Raw genomic sequence first — 17,986 nt, forward strand, 5'->3', positions numbered from 1 at the left:
TGGTTCCGTTTTCTCCTCAATCATTTCTGAGTTTCTTTCAATCCCGTAAAGACGCTGCAGGCCATTACCCCATCCTTGATAGGGGGCAATTGTCATCGGAAAAAGTCGGTTGGGTTCGGGGGCCGTCTGATAAATACACTGCTTTTTGTCGCTCCGTAAAAATTTATTACGAGCGAGAGAACGAACTCATGGATAAGCCGGAGTTGCAGGGTGTTAGTCGTATAGTACAAACGGCCACCGGGACTGCAACCCCGCTGTTCAAAAGAGATGTGTCAATCACAAATCCGGCCACGCCAAGAAAAGCCAGTGAGTGGAATGATGAGTTTGTAGCCGTAAATCAGGCCAGCCTGACGGTACTGCATGAGGCTGAGGTTGAGTTGGTTCAGTTACTCTTGAACAAAGCGCCAGAATATGAAATACAGGCAGCAGTTGAAAACCTGATAACAATGTTCTGTTTGACCACTAAAAGCAGAGACGGGGGTGACTGGGAAGCCCATTTAAGGGACTTTATGGAATCCGAGAAAGTGGATATCCGGATTCAATGTGCAAGACACCGGGCTCCTGATGAAGAGAAGCCTTATGACCTGGCCTTGCCCCACGCAAGAGCGAATGCATCAGGGAAAAGAGTCTTCACCTCACCGCATACGGGTGATCTGGACCTGCATTTTGGCATGATGGATCGTGCTATTGATTATTTCAAGGCAAACCCACCCAGAGGCGTTCAACATACCAGACAGGATCGGAAGCAAGCCGGCTTTAGTCATGCACTTGATAATGTCAAGCAGCCTCAACGATTGTCTCCAAATACGCCACCGAAATTAAAAGAGAAGCTGATCGACGAAGCCTGCCAGTTATTTGTAGCGATTATCGGAGACAGACAATACGGTTTGACCGTTCAGGACATGAAACAGGCTTATCGGGATAAAGTGATGACCGATGAAATGGTCAACGCCTGTCTGGATAATATGCAGTTTGATGATCCTCAACTCAACGAACTGGGGCGTTTGGTTCAGGAAGGCAAGTTAATGTACGGAGCTTTTGCCACAGATGACGTTGACTCTACACCTGTCTTTACCAATCTTGAAGACTTACTGCAGTTCTTGAGGGAGTCTTCGGAATCTACTGACGACAGCAACGAGTCGGATGATGAAGATTGGCAAACGTGCCAGAGCTCATTGAGCGATGTGAGCGATGACTTTGTTGGCCCACAGCTACCGGTAGCAGCAGCAACAGCAGAGCAGCTTGAAGCCTTTAAAAAAGCTCAGGCATTCAACCCGGATGTAAAAGATGCAGACCTTGCGGTGGCTGTTGATCTTTTAAATACCGATGAAGAGCTGGCACGTGGAGTTCTGAATAGAAGTCCTCTTCGGCAGGATTACATCCGTGAGTTTTCCGGGTTAATTGTGGTAACGGCCAAAACCAGGGTTCCATCAATGGAAGGAGCCTCTGTCGCTGAGCAGACAGCTCAGCAGACAGCAATGACACCTCCTGCCATTCCGGAAAAACCGTCCGTAGCTTCTGCTGCGATCGCTATGCCATTAGAGCAGGCTTCATGGCCATTGTCGGGAATGGACGACACTCAACAACAATTCCTGACTATGAAGGCCCGGTGGGATAGTCTGCAGCCATCCCGCCAGCAACCCGACCGGCTTGTTAGTGAGCAGTTTAATCAGCATCCGGTTAATGCAGGCTCCTTTGAGAATGCTGAAAGTGATCTGGAAGAACAGCATCGACAGTTGCTAAATGAGATGCAACAGAATATGGACGCAGAAACATTTGACCTGATCAAAGAAGATATGGATCGGGCTCATAACTGCTCCAGAATTAAACTTGAATACCAGTTCGGACGGATTGATAAGGATGAAGCCAAACGGCAGATAACCGAAAGAAGTTTTGGCGGTGAAAGAGCAGGTCACCTTGCCGAGCTGGATAGACTGACACCTCATAAGCAGACGCTGATTTCAGCCGATGAAGAAGTTGAATTTGAACTGCTTAACAGCGTTGTGTCTGAACTGTATAAAAGACAGGCTGCGGGTAACTCAAATTGTCAGGGCTTTGCCAACTCTCTGGAGCACTTTGCCAGAGGCAGGGGTTATAACCAGGTTCATGGCATTTCAACGCCGATAGAGCTTGCTTTTGATGCCAGTCAGACGACACCTATTGTGGGTTGGGTTCAGGTTGATGGTCTTGAGGAAAAGCAGCATCACCATGAGTTTCAGAATCGTGTGGGTGAATTTTTCGAAGCCATCAAAAAGGGTCAGCAAAGACAGCCAGGTGCGGCCAAAAGACCATTAGCCGAGGCTTTTGATAGTGACCGATACGTTGTCCTTAAATCGGGTACCAGTGGTGGTGCAGGCCACTATACCTTTGTGCAAAGACTGAAGTCATCCGGGCGATTTATCGTAGTGGATGCGCAAAACAGGCAGATGTTTCCTGTACTCAATCCCGATGGCACACCGACGGATGAAGCCAGGGCGTACTTCAACAATGTCTCCGTCCAGGCGTACTCCCCAGAGTTTTTGAGTGATGAGCACTATGACAGGGAGATTGATAGCTCCAACCTCTGTCTGGCTAATGATCGAAATTATGGTCATCTGATCGGGGTCTTTGAGCATCTGGAAAGAGTGCCTGAACAATGCCAGAAAAGTATTGAAGAGGCCGCTGACTGGTTATCCACAAATGTGAACGGAGCGCCTGCCAGAGATGAAATTATCAAAGGGTTGGAAAAAGCTCCCGGGCGTGAGCTATGGCCTTCTCTGTGGGACGGGACCTATCAGCTCAAAAGACCCAGTGAAGTCGAACCTTTGAAGCAACGTTTTGACGTCTTCGATCCAAACAAAGGGCAAGACTGGTGTCGCTATCTGATCAAGAATCTGGGGCGTCTGACCACTGAGCAAAGAAGTACACGTCGAACGGCTTATGAAACGTTTCAACAACTCAGAAACAGCGATACACAGATTGATCAGGCGATGAAAGATGTTCAGGAAACCAACTTTAATGCTGCGTTTCCGACAGAGCGGGAGTGGGATGAGTTCTGTGGTCCTGATATAGATATGAATGTAAAGGCTAATATCGACAGGGCTGAGCAACAGGTGATCAATGCTCAACCGATTAGTAAACCGGCTGCAATGAAACAACTAATGGATGACTTATGGAAGTTATCTCCAGCTGCATCACAAAGTCGAAAGCAGGCTGCTCAGGAACTGGTACAGATTCGACCTGAACTCCAATTGAGTCCGGTGGAGGTAGAAGCGAATCTATCCAGATGTTTCTCTGAAGCGGGTTGGGATTTCCTCTGGGGAGGGTTGAACCTGAAGCGCAGCCAGATGAGTTCTCTGCAGATGAGAATGGACCAAGCGAAAGTATCCAGACCCAATGAAATGAAAGCATTGATGGTTGAGGTGTTAAGGCTTTCTGATCGTGCTGCCAGAGATATAAACCTTGCCTCGCAGGAACTGGCTGAGATACGACGCGATTTAGGTCTTAGAGCTGAAGAGATCGAAAGAAACTTGAAACGGGCATTCCCGGGTGATGACTGGAAAATACAAAATCGTGCTCTCAGGGGGAGGGCTAGAGAAGTCAAAGACGATATCAAGCTGAACCTGATGGATCGTGGTCGTCAGGTCATGACCTGGGGGCAAGATGTGCAGGGGGCAGTAGTTGAAGCCAAAGCACCGGAAGCAGTGCAGGTCATACCAGAACCTGTGCTGGTTCGCGAGTCAAAAAGATTGGAGAAATCAGAAAACATTGGGGAAGTGCTGGCGCACATCAAGCCTGGCGAACCTGTTGTGGTCTGCTTTGATTTGGATGAAACGCTCATCGCCAAAGATATAGTGGCTGGTGGTCGTCAGGAGAGGCGTATGGTCAATCCTGATACGGCCAAAATCATTCAGGACATTCGAACAAAGGCGGGTCCGGGTAATGCCAAAATTATCCTGCTTACCGCCAATGAAGAAGACTCTTTGAGAGAAAAACTTGAAAAAACGCAACTCGACAGACATCTGTTTGATGATGCAATCACGATCAAAGTCCAAACGGGGCCACTGAAAACCAAGGGTCAGGGCTTGCATCACTACCTCGACACATCCGGGCACCCGGCACAGCACGTCGTTATGGTAGACGACGTGCAGGGCATGTTGGATTCTGTTGAAAAGGCCGCTGATCAACGTGGCATACCCTATACAACATTCCACTTTTATGGCGCTAAACCGATGACCTACAGGGTGGATTTTGCTGCTATTAAAGACACGTTCATGTCTGAAGATGGAGAAGGTCCTGATATCAGTTTTGAGCGATTTACTGAGTTGCAGAAGTTGTCCGATGTCAGGGGCTGGAGTTCTGAAGAATTAAGAGCGATCTATATAAACGAATCACCCTCAATGAGGGGTAAGTTTGATAGTTTGAAAGTGTTCAACCCCAGTTTTGAGTGGCAAAACTATAAATTACCGAGAGACTATCAGCCTCCCCGGCATTTGGGGAGACCAGTAATTGGTGTTAAATAATCAGAGAATCAGCGACAAGGTTCGGATAAGAAACTCAGTCTGAGCCTCATTGCCCAGATTAATTCTTAAGCCGACTCTGCCACTTTCATCGGCCTTCGGTCGAACCAGAATATGGTGAGCCCTGAGGTGTTTTTCGATCTCATCCGGATTATTCGGGAATGTCCAGATAAAGTTAGCGACACTGGGCCAGTAATCAATCCCTTTCCTGTTCAGAAAATCTTCAAACATTGGTTTGGAGACCTCCATCACTTCTTTAACATACAGTTCGGTGTAGCCCGGGTTGGAGAGTGCTGCATCAATTGCAACCACCGCCAGCTGATTAACGTCGTAAGGGCCACGAACATTCAGCAGTGCTCGTATATTCCCGCTATTACTGATGACATAACCGAGACGAACAGAAGGCAATCCCCAGGTTTTTGAGAAGGTGCGGGTAATCAGCAGGTTGGGGTACTGCTCAACGACATCTGCTACCGTTTCCTGTGTGTATTCAAAATAACATTCATCCACAAGAATGGCGGCTTTGGGTGCTGCGGCTGCAATTTCAAGAATATCTTCTCTGGCCACACCAGTACCCGTTGGGTTGTTGGGATTGGCCATCACTATAAGCCGGGTTTTGTCGGAAATGGCATCAAGCACGGTCTGCTTGGGAAAGCCTTGATCTACAGAATACGAAGGCTCAATGATTTTAAGGTTTTCTACCTTGGCGACCTGTTGATACATGGCGAATGAGGGGCCGGGAATAATGGCTTCTTCACCTTCACTGCAAGCTGAGCGGATGATCAGATCAATACCCTGATCGGAGCCGTTGGTGATCATCACCTGTGCGGCATCAACATTGCAGTATCTGGCAATCTTTGTAGTAATGTTCCCGTAGGATGGGTAGCACTGCAGACGATCATCCTGAATGAAATCAATCAACGCCTGCTTTACTGAAGGGCAGACTGGCAGGGTACGCTCATTAAAGTCCAGCAGCAGGTGGTCATGAGGATCCCGGCCTTCCAGAGGTGGGGTATAAGCTCCTATTTGGGCAATGTGGGATTTAAAAATACTCATGATCAACGTGCCTGCTTGCTCTTGTAGTCCTGATTAGCAGCGCAAGTATATGCAGAGCGTGGCAGACAAGCCAACTTAAAGCGCGAGGTTCCCCATCCTTTTGCGAAGCAATAAGCAAACTCTGGCCATTTCCTTAAACCGTTTGGCTATAGCTGCTGCATCATCATCGGAATATGATGCCTTCGAGAGCAGCAGTTAATGAGGCAGCAAAAGTAAGGGCTACAAGAGTCGAAGCATTTTTTAATTCAGTGCCAGACTCAGTGCTGACTTCTGAGCCTGCTTCGGTAACTGTTGTGGTAACTGCTTCGGTAACTGTTTTGGTAACTGCTCCTGTAACCGTTCTTGACACGATCTGATACATCATGATCTTGTCATCACTCCCCCAGGTTGCCAGCAATTTTCCATCAGGGCTGTATATCATTCTTGTTGATCCTCCGTAAAGGCTGTAAATGTTGATGGGAGTTGGAATATCCTCCTCTTTTTTATAAACCATGATCTCTCCGTTCAGAAACCCAATGGCCATCTCGATACCGCTTTTGTTGTAAGAAATGCTCGTTACCGAGTCTGGCACGGAAAACGAGTATGAGTAGAAGTGCTGCTGCAATAAATCATAAATCATGACAAATGTACGATTGCCTCCAATAGTCAGCTGGGTTCCGTCGGGGTTGTATGCAACGGCCTGTAACTCGGTATTTAAATCGTTCAACTCTTGTTTCAGGGTAAATGGGGGTATCCCGCTGTATTTTCTTAGTCTGTGATCTTCCGACGAAACGGCCAGCTCGGCAAGGCTGGGATGGTAGTCAATATCTGTTATTCGGCCTCTCGATTCGGACAGCACTTTCATAAGTCTGAACCTATTTGTCACGTTATAAAGCCTGACCTCTGTATCATATCCCCCGGCTGCCAGTTGGGTGCCATTGGGGTTGAAAGTAACAGACTGTATTTTGTCTGTTGCTTCGGGCAGGATCTTCAGAACGTTGAAAGGGCTTGTACCATTTATGATGTAGATCTTTTTATCATGCCCGCCGATTGCCAGTTCAGTCCGTTTGGGGTTGAAGGCAACGCTTCCTGCCCAGTCTGTCAAGTGCAGGGTTTTCAGGAGTCTGGGTTCTCCCCGGTCAGTTATATCAAAAAATTGTACAGCGCCTGAAAAAGAGCATCCGCCTCCGCCGGAACCAATTCCTACTGCCATGAGCCTATTATCTTTATCCCATGAAATACTTAAAACTCTGTGGGGCGGGCAATGTTTTGACAGGGGGGGCGGTAACTGGTTTGGATCTACATCAATTTCATGGATTAATTGAGGCTTTTGGACCTGCGCTTGTAAACAGCTTAATGCCAGAAAGATAGCCAAGCTAGCAGTTGCCAGAATCATCTCAATGTTCATTACCTTTCTCCAGAACTCTGTTTTTCAACAACCGCAGTAGGGCAGTCCATTCTCGGACAGCCTCCTGGATCCAGTGCTGTTCATCAGAACTTTTCACCGGTAATCTGTTGATCCGTATCAATTGCACACCACCTCGCAAATACAAATAGTAATAATTCTCATGTTTAGGTTGGAACACTCCAATTATGGCTGCCAGCCCGCCTGAATCCCGAGCTGACTGTAGTGTGTGACGATGCTGTAAAAGGCATTGTTGTAATACCTGATGAACGAACCTCTGCGGTGACTGCCACTCTGGTAGCGATAGATTGCCACCGGCACCAAACCGGGTCCACTTTCCGGAGGACATGATGGATAGATCAAGGTGTATAAGATCGGTATTGCAGGAGCGGGGTGATAAGTCATTAAAAAAGTACAGAATTCGGAGAGCCATTTGGCCTATTCAGTTCTCTCATGAGTCTGAATTGGCCAGATAGTTTTCCGAAAATATCATTGCATTACGATGCTATGAAGAACTGCTGTTAATAGAGTGATTAGGGAAAGGGCTTTAAGCGTCGAAGAATTATCCATTTTTGTGCTGGTTCCAGTACTGGCGTCTGTTGTATTGACTGCTGTCATATTGACTGCTGTCATATTGACTGCTGTCATATTGACTGTTGTTGCAGCGATTGCTGTTGTAATCGCTTCAGTTGAGCTGGCTGGAGTTGTAGGTGTAGGTGCTCTTACACCATCGACCCTAAACATCAAGATATCTCCATCTCTACCGGTTGACAGCCATTTGCCGTCGGGGCTGAATGCAAGGGCGTATTGTGGCGACGGTGGCGCTACGAACGGCAGAGTGTCCAAGAGGGCTAAGGATCCGATTCCCTCAAAAATATGGACCCTTCCATTTCTATACCCAACTAGCAGCTGGGTACCTTTTCGGTTGAAGGCAATGCTCAATATCTGTGCCGCTACCGAAAGGGTTTGCAGGGGATTGTTGTCGTCCGGATCCGTCCCATTATAAAGCCTGATCTTTTTTTTATCATCCGCAGTTGCCAGCACGGTGCCATTGGGATTGTAGGCAACAGCCAATACCTGGCCGCGTGAAACGAACAACTCTTTCAGGCGGTTATACGGGCTGATCCCGCTGTAAATTCTTACTCTATGGCTTCGCTCGCCGACTGCCAGTTGGCCGTTGATGGGGTGGAAGTCAACGCCTTCTATATCGCTGCTTGCATCGGTCAGGGTTTTCACGTGGGTGAACAGGTTTCTCCTGTTTTTAAGATAAAGCCTGACTTCTGCATCAGTCCCCCCAGCTGCCAGCAGGGTGCCGTTGGAGTTAATGGCAACAGTTTCTATTTCCCTTCCCCCTGTCAGGGTTTGCAGGTGGTTGAACGGACTCACCCCTTCAAAAACATTGACCGTATCATCATACCCTCCGGTTACAAGCCGAGTGCCGTCGGGGCTGAAAGCAACGCTTTCTACCCATTCTGTTGCGTGTATGGTACGAAGAAGTCTGGGGATTCCTGAACTCATATCAAAGATTCGCAGGTCTCCTGTACGACCGCAGACCCTATTGCCGGAACCCACTCCCGCAGCCATGAGCGTACTGTTTTTATTCCATGCAATACTGAAAGCCCAGTGAGGTCCACAACGTGCTGGCGGGGTGGCAGTGGGCGTTGAAGTAGGTATTGCCTGTGGCTGGTCCGGATCTATAGCAATTTTATAGAATAATTGAGGAGGTATTTGTGCTCGCTGATTCGAGCCTAACATTTGAGCCTGTGTAAGGCTTCCTGGCAGAGACATAATCAGACTTGCAATAGCCAGACCTTTTCCAAAGTTCATTATTTTCCTCCAGAATTTCGGCTTTGAATGACTCAGATAGTTCCCAGAGCCAGCGTGGCCATGACAAAAAACGGTGAAAATATGTTGAGGTTTTCTGCCTTGGCCAGCTGGTGATACATGGCGAATGAGGGGTCGGGAATGATGGCTTCTTCACCTTGATGGCAGGCTGAGCGGATGATCAGGTCAATACCCTGGTCGGAGCCGTTGGTAATCATCGCCTGTTTTACTGAAGGACAAACTGGCAGGGTTCGCTCATTAAAGTCCAGCAGCAGGTGGTCATGAGAGTCCCGGCCTTCCAGAGGTGGGGTATAAGCTCCCATTTGGACAATGTGGGATTTGAAAATACTCATGACAAACATTCCTGCTTGTTCTTCCAGGGTGCCAGTGTATGCAAAGCTCGTCGGGCAAGACAAGGAAAATCACATGAGCAGCCGTGGGCAGGCTTAATAACATGAGTCTGTTATTTGTTTTCTGGAAGGTCGGATCAACCCAAAAGATCATCCATGACCGTGTCTGAATTGGCCAGATAGTTTTCCGGAAATGTCATTGCAGTACGATGTCCTGGAGAACTGCTGTTAATAGTACGATTAGCGAAAGGGCTTTAAGCGTCGAAGAATTATCTATTTCTGTGGTGGTTCCGGTACTGGCGTCTGTTGTATTAACTGCTGTTGTATTGACTGCTGTTGTATTGACTGCTGTTGTATTGACCGCTGTTGCAGCGACTGCTGTTGTAATCGCTTCAGTTGTGCTGGCTTGAGCTGTAGGTAATCTTACACCATCGACCCTATACATCAGGGCACGATCCAATCTACCAATTGACAGCCATTTGCCGTCAGGGCTGAATGCAAGGGCGTATGCTGGCGATAATGGCATTGCTATCGGAATAATTGTCACGCGGGGTGACGACTTGAGTTCCCCATAAACATCGACGCCTCCATTTACATAACCAATTAGCAGCTGGGTACCTTCTTGGTTGAAGACAATGCTTTCTATCCGTTGCGGTAACACGAGGGTTTGCAGAGGGCTGTTTTCGTCCGGATTCGTCCCATTATAAAGCCTGACTGTTTTTCTAGTATCCGCACATGCCAGCAGGGTGCCGTCGGAGTTGTAGGCAACAGTCAACAAAAAGCTGCCTGAAACGAACAAGTTTTCCAGGCGGTTATACGGGCTGATCCCGCTATAAATTCTTAACCTGCTGCGTTGCTCAGCGACTGCCAGCTGGCCGTTGATGGGGTGGAAGTCAACGCCTTTTATATGGCCTCTTGCATCGGACAGGGTTTTCACGAGGGTGAACAGATTTCTCACGTTTTTAATATAAAGCCTGACCTCTGAATCTTCCCCCCCGGCTGCCAGCAGGGTGCCGTTGGAGTTAAAGGCAACAGTATTTACATCGCTTCCCGCTTCGGTCAGGGTTTGCAGGTGGTTGAACGGGCTCACCCCTTCATAAACATTGACCGTATTATCATCCCCTCCCGTTACAAGCTGAGTGCCGTCGGGGCTGAAAGTAACGCTTTTTATCCAGTTTGTTGCGTGTATGGTACGCAGAAGTCTGGGGATCCCTGAACTCACATTAAAGATTTGCAAGGATCCTGCAAGGCCGCAGCGAATAGCGCCGGAACCGACTCCCACAGCCATGAGCGTACTGTTTTTATTCCATGCAATACTCAAAGCACTGTGGGGTCCACAAGGTGCTGGCTGTGCGACAGTGGGCGTTGAAGTGGGTATTGCCTGTGGCTGGTTCGGATCTGTGTTAATTTCATAGAATAATTGAGGAGGTATTTGTGCTCGCTGATTAAAGCCTGATTGAGCTTTTGTAAGGTTTAATGGCAGAGAGATAAGCAGACTTGCGATAGTCAGACCCTTTCCAAAGTTCATTACCTTCCTCCAGAGTTCCGGCTTTGAATCATTCGGAAAGTTTCCGGAGCCGGCGTGGCTATGACAAAAAACAGTGAAGATAGAGAGTTGAGACTTCTTCATGACAGGAGCGCTTTCAGTACTTTCAGTATCTTGGATGAAAAACCTCTCTCTCACGCAGAGTTGCAAAAGAGAGCATCCGGACTGATCGCTTGAGGTTGAGTATAAGCTCGGTCCGGGTGAAAGAAAACTAAAAGACCCACTGCAATATCGTTCCTTGAAGAACCGCTGTGAACAATGTGACTTAAGAAGGTTGTACGCAGCGAAGCATTATGCACTTCTGTAACGCCTCTTGTAACCGCTTCTTCTGGCATCTGCTGAATCAGACTGAATGTCTGAATGATTTGAGCAGCTGGAATGAAGCGCATATTATTTGCTCTCAGTTGTTGGGAGTGGTTGATGGATAAATTACTGGGCTTGTTGGCAGATGGACAATTCCATTCCGGTGAAGAACTGGGTGAGCATCTTGGGATTAGCCGGGCAGCTGTCTGGAAAAAACTGAAAGCGGTTGAAGAGCTTGGCCTGGCACTGGATTCTGTGCGAGGTAAGGGTTACCGCCTCGGCGGTGGTGTTGAGCTTCTTGATCACAAAAAGATTGAAAGCTTTATAGATCCTGACGTTCGTAATAAATCTGAAGTTCATACCTGCGTTATTACAAAGTCAACCAATGATCTGGTTCGTGCCCTTGGACCGGTTTCCGAAGGGGTCATCCGTTTTTGTCTGGCTGAGCATCAGTTAAAAGGGCGGGGGCGACGGGGTCGTGTATGGAGCAGTCCTTTTGGTTCAACAGTGTGTTTATCAGCCTTGTGGCAGAGCGGTGAGGGAACGGCTTCGCTGGAAGGGCTCAGTCTTGCGGTCGGTCTGGGTGTTGCGAAAGCATTGGAAACACTGGGAGCCAGAGAGTTAAAGCTTAAATGGCCCAATGACGTTCTTTGGCAGGGTAAAAAACTCTGCGGTGTGTTACTGGAAGTTCATGGAGATCCCACGGGAGAGTGTGAAGTGGTGATTGGGATAGGCATTAATGTCCGTTTAAGTGATGAGCAGTTGGCGTCAGTGGGTCAGCCTGCTATCGACCTTTTCCGGGTGTGTGGCAGAGCGGTGAGTCGAAACGCGGTCGCAGGTCAGTTGATCAATACTCTGACACATTTACTCGATGGGTTCGGACAAGGTGGCTTTAAACTGTACAGGGAACAATGGTATGAATACGATGCCTTTCATGGCAGGGAAGTTACAATAATGGCTTCTACCCGATCCGTAACAGGGCGTTACATGGGAGTGGATGATCAGGGTGGACTGCTGCTTGAGACAGCTTCTGGTCTTCATGTGTTTAATGGTGGTGAAGTGTCATTACGTCAGTCATGAACAAACTCACGGGTAGTCAGCTGCAGCTGGATGCAGGAAATACGCGGCTCAAATGGCGTCTGATGGCGGGTAGAGCTGCCGTTCAGTCAGGCTTCATTAATAATGATGCTGACTGGCAGATTATCTTGTCTCTGCTGCTGGAACAATGGGGTACTCTTCATTCCATTGCTATTTCGACAGTCTCTGGAAACGCAAGATTAGGTCAGTTGTTGCGCATATTGTCAGAAGCTACCGGCATAGAGCCATTTATTGCCAAAACCCAAAAAACCTTTGCTGGTCTCACGGTTATCTATAAAGAAGTAGAGAGGTTGGGTGTAGATCGTTGGCTGGCCATGCTAGCGGCACATGCTCATCCACTCGACGACACCAAAGTCGTTGTTAGTTGTGGTACAGCTATTACAGTGGATGTAATTGATGGCCAGGGAGATCATCAGGGGGGCTTCATTGTTCCGGGTATCCGTCTGATGAAGAAAGCTCTGGCGGTCAATACAGCCAATCTCGACAACATTGAGCATCCTGCAGAGGCGACGGCACTGGGCACTGTCACTTCAGAATGCATTAATCATGGTGTTCTGGCCATGGCAGTATCTCTCATTAATGAGACTTGTCTCAAATGGCCGGGAGCCCGTTTGTTTTTAACCGGAGGTGATGCCTCTTTGTTGCAAGCCTATATAAAGGAAGAAATAGAGCAGGTTCTGATTGAAGAGCTGGTTTTGGATGGACTCTCGATTGCCTCTGAAAGACAATAATGTTAATTGATCACTCTGATTAACAATTAACGGGAAGTCATACTTTTTAAAGAGGTTCTTTATAGGGTGTAACTTTCAAAATTCGGTTTTTAGTATGCGCTGGATCGTTCTAATACTTCTCTTGTCCAATGTCGGCTACTTTGTTTGGGGCTATTATCACCAGTCTCATAAGCCTTATCGGGCAATAAAAGTCGACACCGAAGTGCCTGTACAGGCAGGTAAAAGATTGATGCTGCTCTCTGAAATGGCGTCAACACTTCCTGAGCAAACACTGAAGAAAAAAGAAACCAAGGGAATCGCTGAAGCTCAGTGTCTTGTAGTGGGACCTTTTGAATCCTCAGCAAAAGCAGACAGTCTGCAGCAAAAACTCTTTTCAGTGGGTGTTTCGAGTAGAGAACGCTCTGACAATGAGGTAATGCTTGCAGACTACTGGGTGCATATTCCGCCCCGAAGTAATCGTCAGGCGGCAATAAGATTGTTAAGAGAATTGCAGGGGCAGGGGATAGACAGTTTTGTGATTACACAGGGAGAACTGGCCAATGGCATATCTCTGGGGTTATTCAGTAAAGAGGTTTCGGCAAATGAAGTCAGTCGTCGTGTACAAGAAGCGGGTTATGAACCCGCTATTAAAAAGTTGCCCCGTGAGCCTGAAACTTTCTGGCTGGAGATGACGGATTCAGAAGCAAAAAAGTTAAGTGCTGGTTTTTGGGAGAGACAGGCCGACGAATACAATGATCTGAAAATGCTGGAAAAAAACTGCAAAAGCGTTGCATCCGATGATTCGATTCACTAATATACGCCTGCGCTTCGGGGCGGTTAAATAAAGCAGGCTTTCTGTATCGTTTGCAGGGAAACAAACTTGACATTGAAAAGCTCCTGAATAAAATAGCGCAGCACTTGGTGGGGTTCCCGAGCGGCCAAAGGGATCAGACTGTAAATCTGACGCGAAAGCTTCGCTGGTTCGAATCCAGCCCCCACCACCAGATTGCCAGGTCTTCTTTTGTTGTAAGTTGGCTTGATAAGTGGGCATACTGCATGATGTGGTCCTGCTTCGCGGGTATAGTTCAATGGTAGAACCTCAGCCTTCCAAGCTGATGATGCGGGTTCGATCCCCGCTACCCGCTCCATTGATTCTGATTTAAGTGCTCTTGTAGCTCAGTTGGTAGAGCGCACCCTTGGTAAGGGTGAGGTCGGCAGTTCAAATCTGCTCAAGAGCTCCATATGATAGAAATACGGTAGTTTACTCCTGTTTCTGGCCTCTGTTAAAAGAGGTTTAAAAAAGAATAAGACTTTTCAGCTTGATTGGGGTCGATTATAATTGATCGGTCCTTGTATCGGGGTGGGTATAACAAGACTGCTCAAAGATACAGGCCAGTAGTTCAATTGGTAGAGCACCGGTCTCCAAAACCGGGGGTTGGGGGTTCGATTCCCTCCTGGCCTGCCATTTCTATTTTATGTCAGCGTTTTGTTCTGACAAAGCTTATCCGAGTAGAGATAGTCAACCAATGAGTGGAAAACCTGAAGTAGCATCTAAAGGACGACTGGACGGGCTCATGTGGGCTCTGGTGGCGGTTCTGTTAGTTGCTGGTGTTGGCGGGAATGTGTACTTTGGTGAGTATTCTGTTCTCTATAGAGCGTTGGCGTTGGTGGCTCTGGCTGTAGTGGCCGGGTTTATTGCGCTTCAAACCGTAAAGGGTGATGCTTTTTGGACATTGGTCAAAGAAGCAAAGGTTGAGATTCGAAAAGTAGTCTGGCCGACTCGTCAGGAAACTGTTCAGACCACGCTGATTGTTGTGGCGGTGGTTGTTATTATGGGGCTCATTTTATGGGCGCTTGATTCTCTGCTAGGCTGGATCATCAGTAGCCTGATTGGATAGGGATAAATAATGGCGAAACGTTGGTATGTGGTTCATGCCTACTCCGGCTATGAGAAGCAGGTGATGCGTTCGCTGATTGAGCGCGTAAAACTTCATGGTATGGAGGATCTCTTTGGTGAGATTTTGGTGCCTACCGAGGAAGTGGTTGAAATCAGGAACGGCCAGAAGCGCAAAAGTGAGCGTAAATTCTTCCCTGGATATGTATTAGTCCAGATGGAAATGAATGAAGATAGTTGGCATCTTATTAAAGATACTCCTCGAGTGATGGGCTTTATTGGTGGTACCGCGGATAAGCCGGCACCTATCACTGAAAAAGAGGCCGATGCGATACTGCAGCGTGTTCAGGAAGGTGTTGAGAAACCTCGTCCCAAGACGTTGTTCGAACCTGGTGAGATGGTTCGGGTTATTGATGGGCCGTTTGCGGACTTCAACGGCGTAGTAGAGGAAGTGAACTACGAGAAGAGTCGTCTGCATGTGGCGGTAATGATTTTCGGTCGCTCTACACCGGTTGAGCTCGAGTTTGCTCAGGTCGAAAAAGTCTGATCTGTCTTGAGCGTGTCTTTAGGGATAGCAGACACTATAAGAGTTTAAGACCCTGTGCTGTGTGAATGGCGCAGGGTTTTTATCTGAGGGGCGAAAGCCCGGAACGGGTAGCTGAAACAGGTACTTCTGGTGAAAACCGGTAGACGCTGTTGATGCGGTGACCCATTGTTGAGGTTGATATGGCTAAGAAAGTCGAAGCTTACATCAAGCTGCAGGTTCCTGCAGGTAAAGCTAATCCTTCACCACCTGTTGGTCCCGCTCTGGGTCAGCACGGTGTGAACATCATGGAGTTCTGCAAGGCGTTCAACGCCAAGACTCAGGAGATGGACGCTGGTATGCCGATTCCGGTAATCATTACCGTATACGGCGATCGTAGTTTCACTTTTGAGACCAAGACTCCACCTGCATCCGTTCTGCTGAAGAAAGTTCTGAAGCTCAAGAAAGGTTCCGGTCGTCCAAATACAGAAAAAGTAGGTACTGCTACTCGTGAGCAGTTGCTGGAAGTGGCCAGGATTAAAGAACCTGATCTGACTGCAGCAGACGAAGATGCGGCAATCCGCACCATCGCTGGTTCCGCTCGTTCCATGGGTGTCAACGTGGAGGGTGTGGAATAATGGCTAAGATGTCCAAGCGCGCCAAAATGATTGCTGAGAAGGTTGTAGCTGAAAAGGCTTATTCCTTTGAAGAAGCGGCTAACGTCCTGAAAGAAGTATCCAGCGTCAAGTTCAAGGAATCTGTTGAAATTTCAGTCAACCTGGGTGTGGATCCTCGTAAATCTGATCAGGTTGTTCGTGGTTCTACCGTTCTGCCTGCAGGTACCGGAAAAGACGTCCGTGTTGCTGTGTTTACACAAGGTGCTAACGCTGAAGCGGCCAAAGAAGCCGGTGCTGACATCGTTGGTATGGACGATCTTGCTGCTCAGGTTAAAGCTGGCGAAATGAACTTTGACGTTGTTATCGCTTCTCCCGATGCGATGCGCGTTGTAGGTCAGCTGGGCCAGATTCTGGGTCCACGTGGCCTGATGCCTAACCCTAAAGTGGGTACTGTTACTCCAAACGTTGCTGAAGCCGTTAAAAACGCTAAAGCCGGTCAGGTACGTTTTCGTACTGATAAGAACGGTATCATCCACGCGGGTATCGGCAAGATCGATTTTGAAGCGGGTTCACTGCAAGAGAACGCTGAAGCACTACTGGCTGAACTGAAGAAGCTGAAGCCTTCTTCCAGCAAGGGTATTTACATGAAGAAAGTCACCCTGTCTTCTACTATGGGCCCGGGACTGACCATCGACATGAACTCACTGAATATCTAGTATTCACGGATTTGCTTAAAGCAGCCTTGAGCTGATAAACAGCCTTGAGCTGGTAAATGAATAGCGGAAAGCTGCAGGCAGCATGTCTGCAGTATCCGAAAGACTTTGGGGTCTCCGGTTTTCGGAGGTCGTCAAAGATCGTAGGTGTGAAGATCTGTGCCTGTTTAATCGGGGTTGGGCCAGAGGTCTGACAAAAAGATCGACGCTTAATTTCCTGCGTAGACGGTGAGCAATACAAAAGACTGTTACAGTGTTTTGCTATTAACCCTTCACCGTATTGTAATTGCCCGGCTTTTCAGTGGCTGAAGAGCTGGGTGTTAACTTCATAATTTGGAGTAAAGCCAATGGCGTTAGGACTCGAAGACAAGAAGGCGATTGTCGCCGAAGTCAGCGAGGCTGCACAAAGCGCTCTGTCGGCTGTAATCGCGGACTACCGTGGTCTCACGGTTGACCAGATGACGCAACTGCGTAAGCAGGCTCGTGAAGGTAACGTATACCTGAAGGTTGTACGTAACACCTTGGCCAAGCGCGCTGTTGAAGGCACTGATTTCGAGTGCCTGCAAGACTCTCTGGTTGGTCCAACTGTGCTGGCCTTCTCTCAGGAAGACCCGGGCGCGGCAGCGCGTCTGATGAAGGACTTCGCTAAAGAGAACGATGCTCTGGAAGTTAAGGCTCTGTCCATCTCTGGACAGGTTCTGGGTGCAGAGCAAATTGATGTTCTGGCCAAGATGCCTACTCTGGATCAGGCTCGCGCGATGCTGATGAGTGTGATGATTGCACCTGTGACCAAGCTGGCAAGAACTCTGAACGAGTTCCCAGGCAGCATTACACGTGTAATGGCAGCTGTTGCCGACGAGAAGAAAAAAGCCGCATAAGCCCTTTGGCAGGCATGAAGTTCACTGCAAAGGAAGTCCTTGGTGTGGAAGTGACCTGCTGGCTGGTTTTTCTCTCTTATTTAATGAATTCCGGGGTTTTACCCCAAAAAAGATTTTTGGAGACATACAATGGCTCTGTCTAAAGAAGATATCCTGAATGCAATCGCTGAAATGTCTGTAATGGATGTTGTTGAGCTGGTTGAAGCTATGGAAGAGAAGTTCGGCGTTTCTGCTGCTGCTGCAGTTGCTGCTGCTCCTGCTGCTGCTAGCGACGCTGGCGCTGCTGCTGCTGAACAGACTGAATTTGACGTCATTCTGACTTCTGCTGGCGACAAGAAAGTAAACGTAATCAAGGTTGTTCGCGGCGCGACTGGCCTGGGTCTGAAAGAAGCTAAAGCTGTTGTAGACGGCGCTCCTGCTCCTCTGAAAGAAGGTGTGAGCAAAGAAGAAGCTGAAGACCTGAAGAAGCAGCTGGAAGAAGCTGGCGCTTCCGTAGAAGTTAAGTAATTCTACGACAGCGTTGAAATATCCAGAGCCTATTGCATAATAGTCTCAGGTGGCTGGTGCCTTTATGGCACCGGCCTTTTTCCG

17 protein-coding genes and 4 tRNA genes are annotated in these 17,986 nt (G+C 48.1%); 14 read left to right on the plus strand and 7 right to left on the minus strand.

All coding sequences use genetic code 11. The annotated features are described in order from the left end of the window. Window positions 1-188 precede the first annotated feature (188 nt). Window positions 189-4,502 carry a DUF2608 domain-containing protein gene (locus tag KDK16_RS08460; RefSeq protein WP_257275595.1) on the plus strand — a complete coding sequence of 1,438 codons (4,314 nt, stop codon included), beginning with the start codon at window positions 189-191 and terminating at the stop codon, window positions 4,500-4,502. On the opposite strand, the gene KDK16_RS08465 is transcribed toward KDK16_RS08460, so the two are convergent. The 7 genes from KDK16_RS08465 to KDK16_RS08495 form a co-directional block, all read right to left on the minus strand. Beyond that, entirely contained in the window at window positions 4,503-5,555 is a 1,053-nt protein-coding gene (locus tag KDK16_RS08465) for a histidinol-phosphate transaminase (RefSeq protein WP_257275596.1), read from the minus strand. A 163-nt stretch (window positions 5,556-5,718) separates the two neighbouring features. After that, on the minus strand, window positions 5,719-6,942 hold the full coding sequence (locus tag KDK16_RS08470) for a WD40 repeat domain-containing protein (protein ID WP_257275598.1): 1,224 nt from the start codon (window positions 6,940-6,942) through the stop codon (window positions 5,719-5,721). A gap of 183 nt (window positions 6,943-7,125) precedes the next feature. Beyond that, entirely contained in the window at window positions 7,126-7,344 is a 219-nt protein-coding gene (locus tag KDK16_RS08475) for a hypothetical protein (protein ID WP_257275600.1), read from the minus strand. Between the two features lie 84 nt (window positions 7,345-7,428). After that, on the minus strand, window positions 7,429-8,766 hold the full coding sequence (locus tag KDK16_RS08480; RefSeq protein ID WP_257275602.1) for a WD40 repeat domain-containing protein: 1,338 nt from the start codon (window positions 8,764-8,766) through the stop codon (window positions 7,429-7,431). 32 nt (window positions 8,767-8,798) lie between these two features. After that, window positions 8,799-9,116: an aminotransferase class I/II-fold pyridoxal phosphate-dependent enzyme gene (locus KDK16_RS08485; RefSeq protein WP_257255577.1), complete on the minus strand. Its 318-nt coding sequence runs from the start codon at window positions 9,114-9,116 to the stop codon at window positions 8,799-8,801. A 193-nt stretch (window positions 9,117-9,309) separates the two neighbouring features. Then, window positions 9,310-10,641: a WD40 repeat domain-containing protein gene (locus KDK16_RS08490; RefSeq protein WP_257275603.1), complete on the minus strand. Its 1,332-nt coding sequence runs from the start codon at window positions 10,639-10,641 to the stop codon at window positions 9,310-9,312. A 152-nt stretch (window positions 10,642-10,793) separates the two neighbouring features. Beyond that, on the minus strand, window positions 10,794-11,048 hold the full coding sequence (locus KDK16_RS08495) for a hypothetical protein (RefSeq protein WP_257275604.1): 255 nt from the start codon (window positions 11,046-11,048) through the stop codon (window positions 10,794-10,796). 31 nt (window positions 11,049-11,079) lie between these two features. Between KDK16_RS08495 and birA the strand changes: the two genes are divergently transcribed. The 13 genes from birA to rplL all read left to right on the plus strand — a co-directional run bounded on the left by birA (window position 11,080) and on the right by rplL (window position 17,902). Continuing rightward, the gene (gene birA, locus KDK16_RS08500; protein WP_257254484.1) at window positions 11,080-12,042 is read left to right on the plus strand and encodes a bifunctional biotin--[acetyl-CoA-carboxylase] ligase/biotin operon repressor BirA; all 963 of its coding nucleotides are present in this window, start codon (window positions 11,080-11,082) and stop codon (window positions 12,040-12,042) included. Further along, window positions 12,039-12,791 (plus strand): type III pantothenate kinase, encoded by a 753-nt coding sequence (locus KDK16_RS08505; protein WP_257254483.1) that lies wholly within the window; start codon window positions 12,039-12,041, stop codon window positions 12,789-12,791. The genes birA and KDK16_RS08505 overlap by 4 nt, the downstream gene beginning before the upstream one ends. 94 nt (window positions 12,792-12,885) lie before the next feature. After that, window positions 12,886-13,584 carry an SPOR domain-containing protein gene (locus KDK16_RS08510; RefSeq protein ID WP_257254482.1) on the plus strand — a complete coding sequence of 233 codons (699 nt, stop codon included), beginning with the start codon at window positions 12,886-12,888 and terminating at the stop codon, window positions 13,582-13,584. 106 nt (window positions 13,585-13,690) lie between these two features. Continuing rightward, window positions 13,691-13,774: transfer RNA gene (locus KDK16_RS08515), tRNA-Tyr, on the plus strand. A gap of 70 nt (window positions 13,775-13,844) precedes the next feature. Next, window positions 13,845-13,918 (plus strand) — tRNA-Gly (locus KDK16_RS08520). Window positions 13,919-13,935: 17 nt separating this feature from the next. Continuing rightward, a tRNA-Thr gene (locus KDK16_RS08525) sits at window positions 13,936-14,011 on the plus strand. Between the two features lie 148 nt (window positions 14,012-14,159). After that, window positions 14,160-14,235 (plus strand) — tRNA-Trp (locus KDK16_RS08530). A gap of 61 nt (window positions 14,236-14,296) precedes the next feature. Continuing rightward, complete coding sequence (secE, locus tag KDK16_RS08535; protein WP_257254481.1) at window positions 14,297-14,668, plus strand: preprotein translocase subunit SecE; 372 nt, start codon at window positions 14,297-14,299, stop codon at window positions 14,666-14,668. Window positions 14,669-14,677: 9 nt separating this feature from the next. After that, window positions 14,678-15,211, plus strand: a complete 534-nt coding sequence (gene nusG / locus KDK16_RS08540; RefSeq protein ID WP_257275605.1) for a transcription termination/antitermination protein NusG — start codon at window positions 14,678-14,680, stop codon at window positions 15,209-15,211. Between the two features lie 179 nt (window positions 15,212-15,390). Beyond that, window positions 15,391-15,825, plus strand: a complete 435-nt coding sequence (gene rplK, locus KDK16_RS08545) for a 50S ribosomal protein L11 (RefSeq protein WP_257275606.1) — start codon at window positions 15,391-15,393, stop codon at window positions 15,823-15,825. Next, the gene (gene rplA / locus KDK16_RS08550; RefSeq protein ID WP_257275607.1) at window positions 15,825-16,520 is read left to right on the plus strand and encodes a 50S ribosomal protein L1; all 696 of its coding nucleotides are present in this window, start codon (window positions 15,825-15,827) and stop codon (window positions 16,518-16,520) included. Before rplK ends, rplA begins: the two co-directional genes overlap by 1 nt. A 344-nt stretch (window positions 16,521-16,864) precedes the next feature. Beyond that, the gene (gene rplJ / locus KDK16_RS08555; RefSeq protein WP_257275608.1) at window positions 16,865-17,395 is read left to right on the plus strand and encodes a 50S ribosomal protein L10; all 531 of its coding nucleotides are present in this window, start codon (window positions 16,865-16,867) and stop codon (window positions 17,393-17,395) included. Between the two features lie 129 nt (window positions 17,396-17,524). Beyond that, window positions 17,525-17,902 carry a 50S ribosomal protein L7/L12 gene (gene rplL / locus KDK16_RS08560; protein ID WP_257275609.1) on the plus strand — a complete coding sequence of 126 codons (378 nt, stop codon included), beginning with the start codon at window positions 17,525-17,527 and terminating at the stop codon, window positions 17,900-17,902. Window positions 17,903-17,986 lie beyond the last annotated feature (84 nt).

This window comes from Endozoicomonas sp. SESOKO4, assembly GCF_024606275.1.

Coding starts and splice junctions, on each gene's coding strand:
- KDK16_RS08490 (WP_257275603.1), bottom strand. CDS start 10,641: ATGAACTTTGGAAAGGGTCTGACTATCGCAAGTCTGCTTATCTCTCTG.
- KDK16_RS08510 (WP_257254482.1), top strand. CDS start 12,886: ATGCGCTGGATCGTTCTAATACTTCTCTTGTCCAATGTCGGCTACTTT.
- KDK16_RS08465 (WP_257275596.1), bottom strand. CDS start 5,555: ATGAGTATTTTTAAATCCCACATTGCCCAAATAGGAGCTTATACCCCA.
- KDK16_RS08505 (WP_257254483.1), top strand. CDS start 12,039: ATGAACAAACTCACGGGTAGTCAGCTGCAGCTGGATGCAGGAAATACG.
- KDK16_RS08460 (WP_257275595.1), top strand. CDS start 189: ATGGATAAGCCGGAGTTGCAGGGTGTTAGTCGTATAGTACAAACGGCC.
- KDK16_RS08485 (WP_257255577.1), bottom strand. CDS start 9,116: ATGAGTATTTTCAAATCCCACATTGTCCAAATGGGAGCTTATACCCCA.
- secE (WP_257254481.1), top strand. CDS start 14,297: ATGAGTGGAAAACCTGAAGTAGCATCTAAAGGACGACTGGACGGGCTC.
- rplJ (WP_257275608.1), top strand. CDS start 16,865: ATGGCGTTAGGACTCGAAGACAAGAAGGCGATTGTCGCCGAAGTCAGC.
- rplK (WP_257275606.1), top strand. CDS start 15,391: ATGGCTAAGAAAGTCGAAGCTTACATCAAGCTGCAGGTTCCTGCAGGT.
- KDK16_RS08495 (WP_257275604.1), bottom strand. CDS start 11,048: ATGCGCTTCATTCCAGCTGCTCAAATCATTCAGACATTCAGTCTGATT.
- rplA (WP_257275607.1), top strand. CDS start 15,825: ATGGCTAAGATGTCCAAGCGCGCCAAAATGATTGCTGAGAAGGTTGTA.
- rplL (WP_257275609.1), top strand. CDS start 17,525: ATGGCTCTGTCTAAAGAAGATATCCTGAATGCAATCGCTGAAATGTCT.
- KDK16_RS08475 (WP_257275600.1), bottom strand. CDS start 7,344: ATGACTTATCACCCCGCTCCTGCAATACCGATCTTATACACCTTGATC.
- birA (WP_257254484.1), top strand. CDS start 11,080: ATGGATAAATTACTGGGCTTGTTGGCAGATGGACAATTCCATTCCGGT.
- nusG (WP_257275605.1), top strand. CDS start 14,678: ATGGCGAAACGTTGGTATGTGGTTCATGCCTACTCCGGCTATGAGAAG.
- KDK16_RS08480 (WP_257275602.1), bottom strand. CDS start 8,766: ATGAACTTTGGAAAAGGTCTGGCTATTGCAAGTCTGATTATGTCTCTG.
- KDK16_RS08470 (WP_257275598.1), bottom strand. CDS start 6,942: ATGAACATTGAGATGATTCTGGCAACTGCTAGCTTGGCTATCTTTCTG.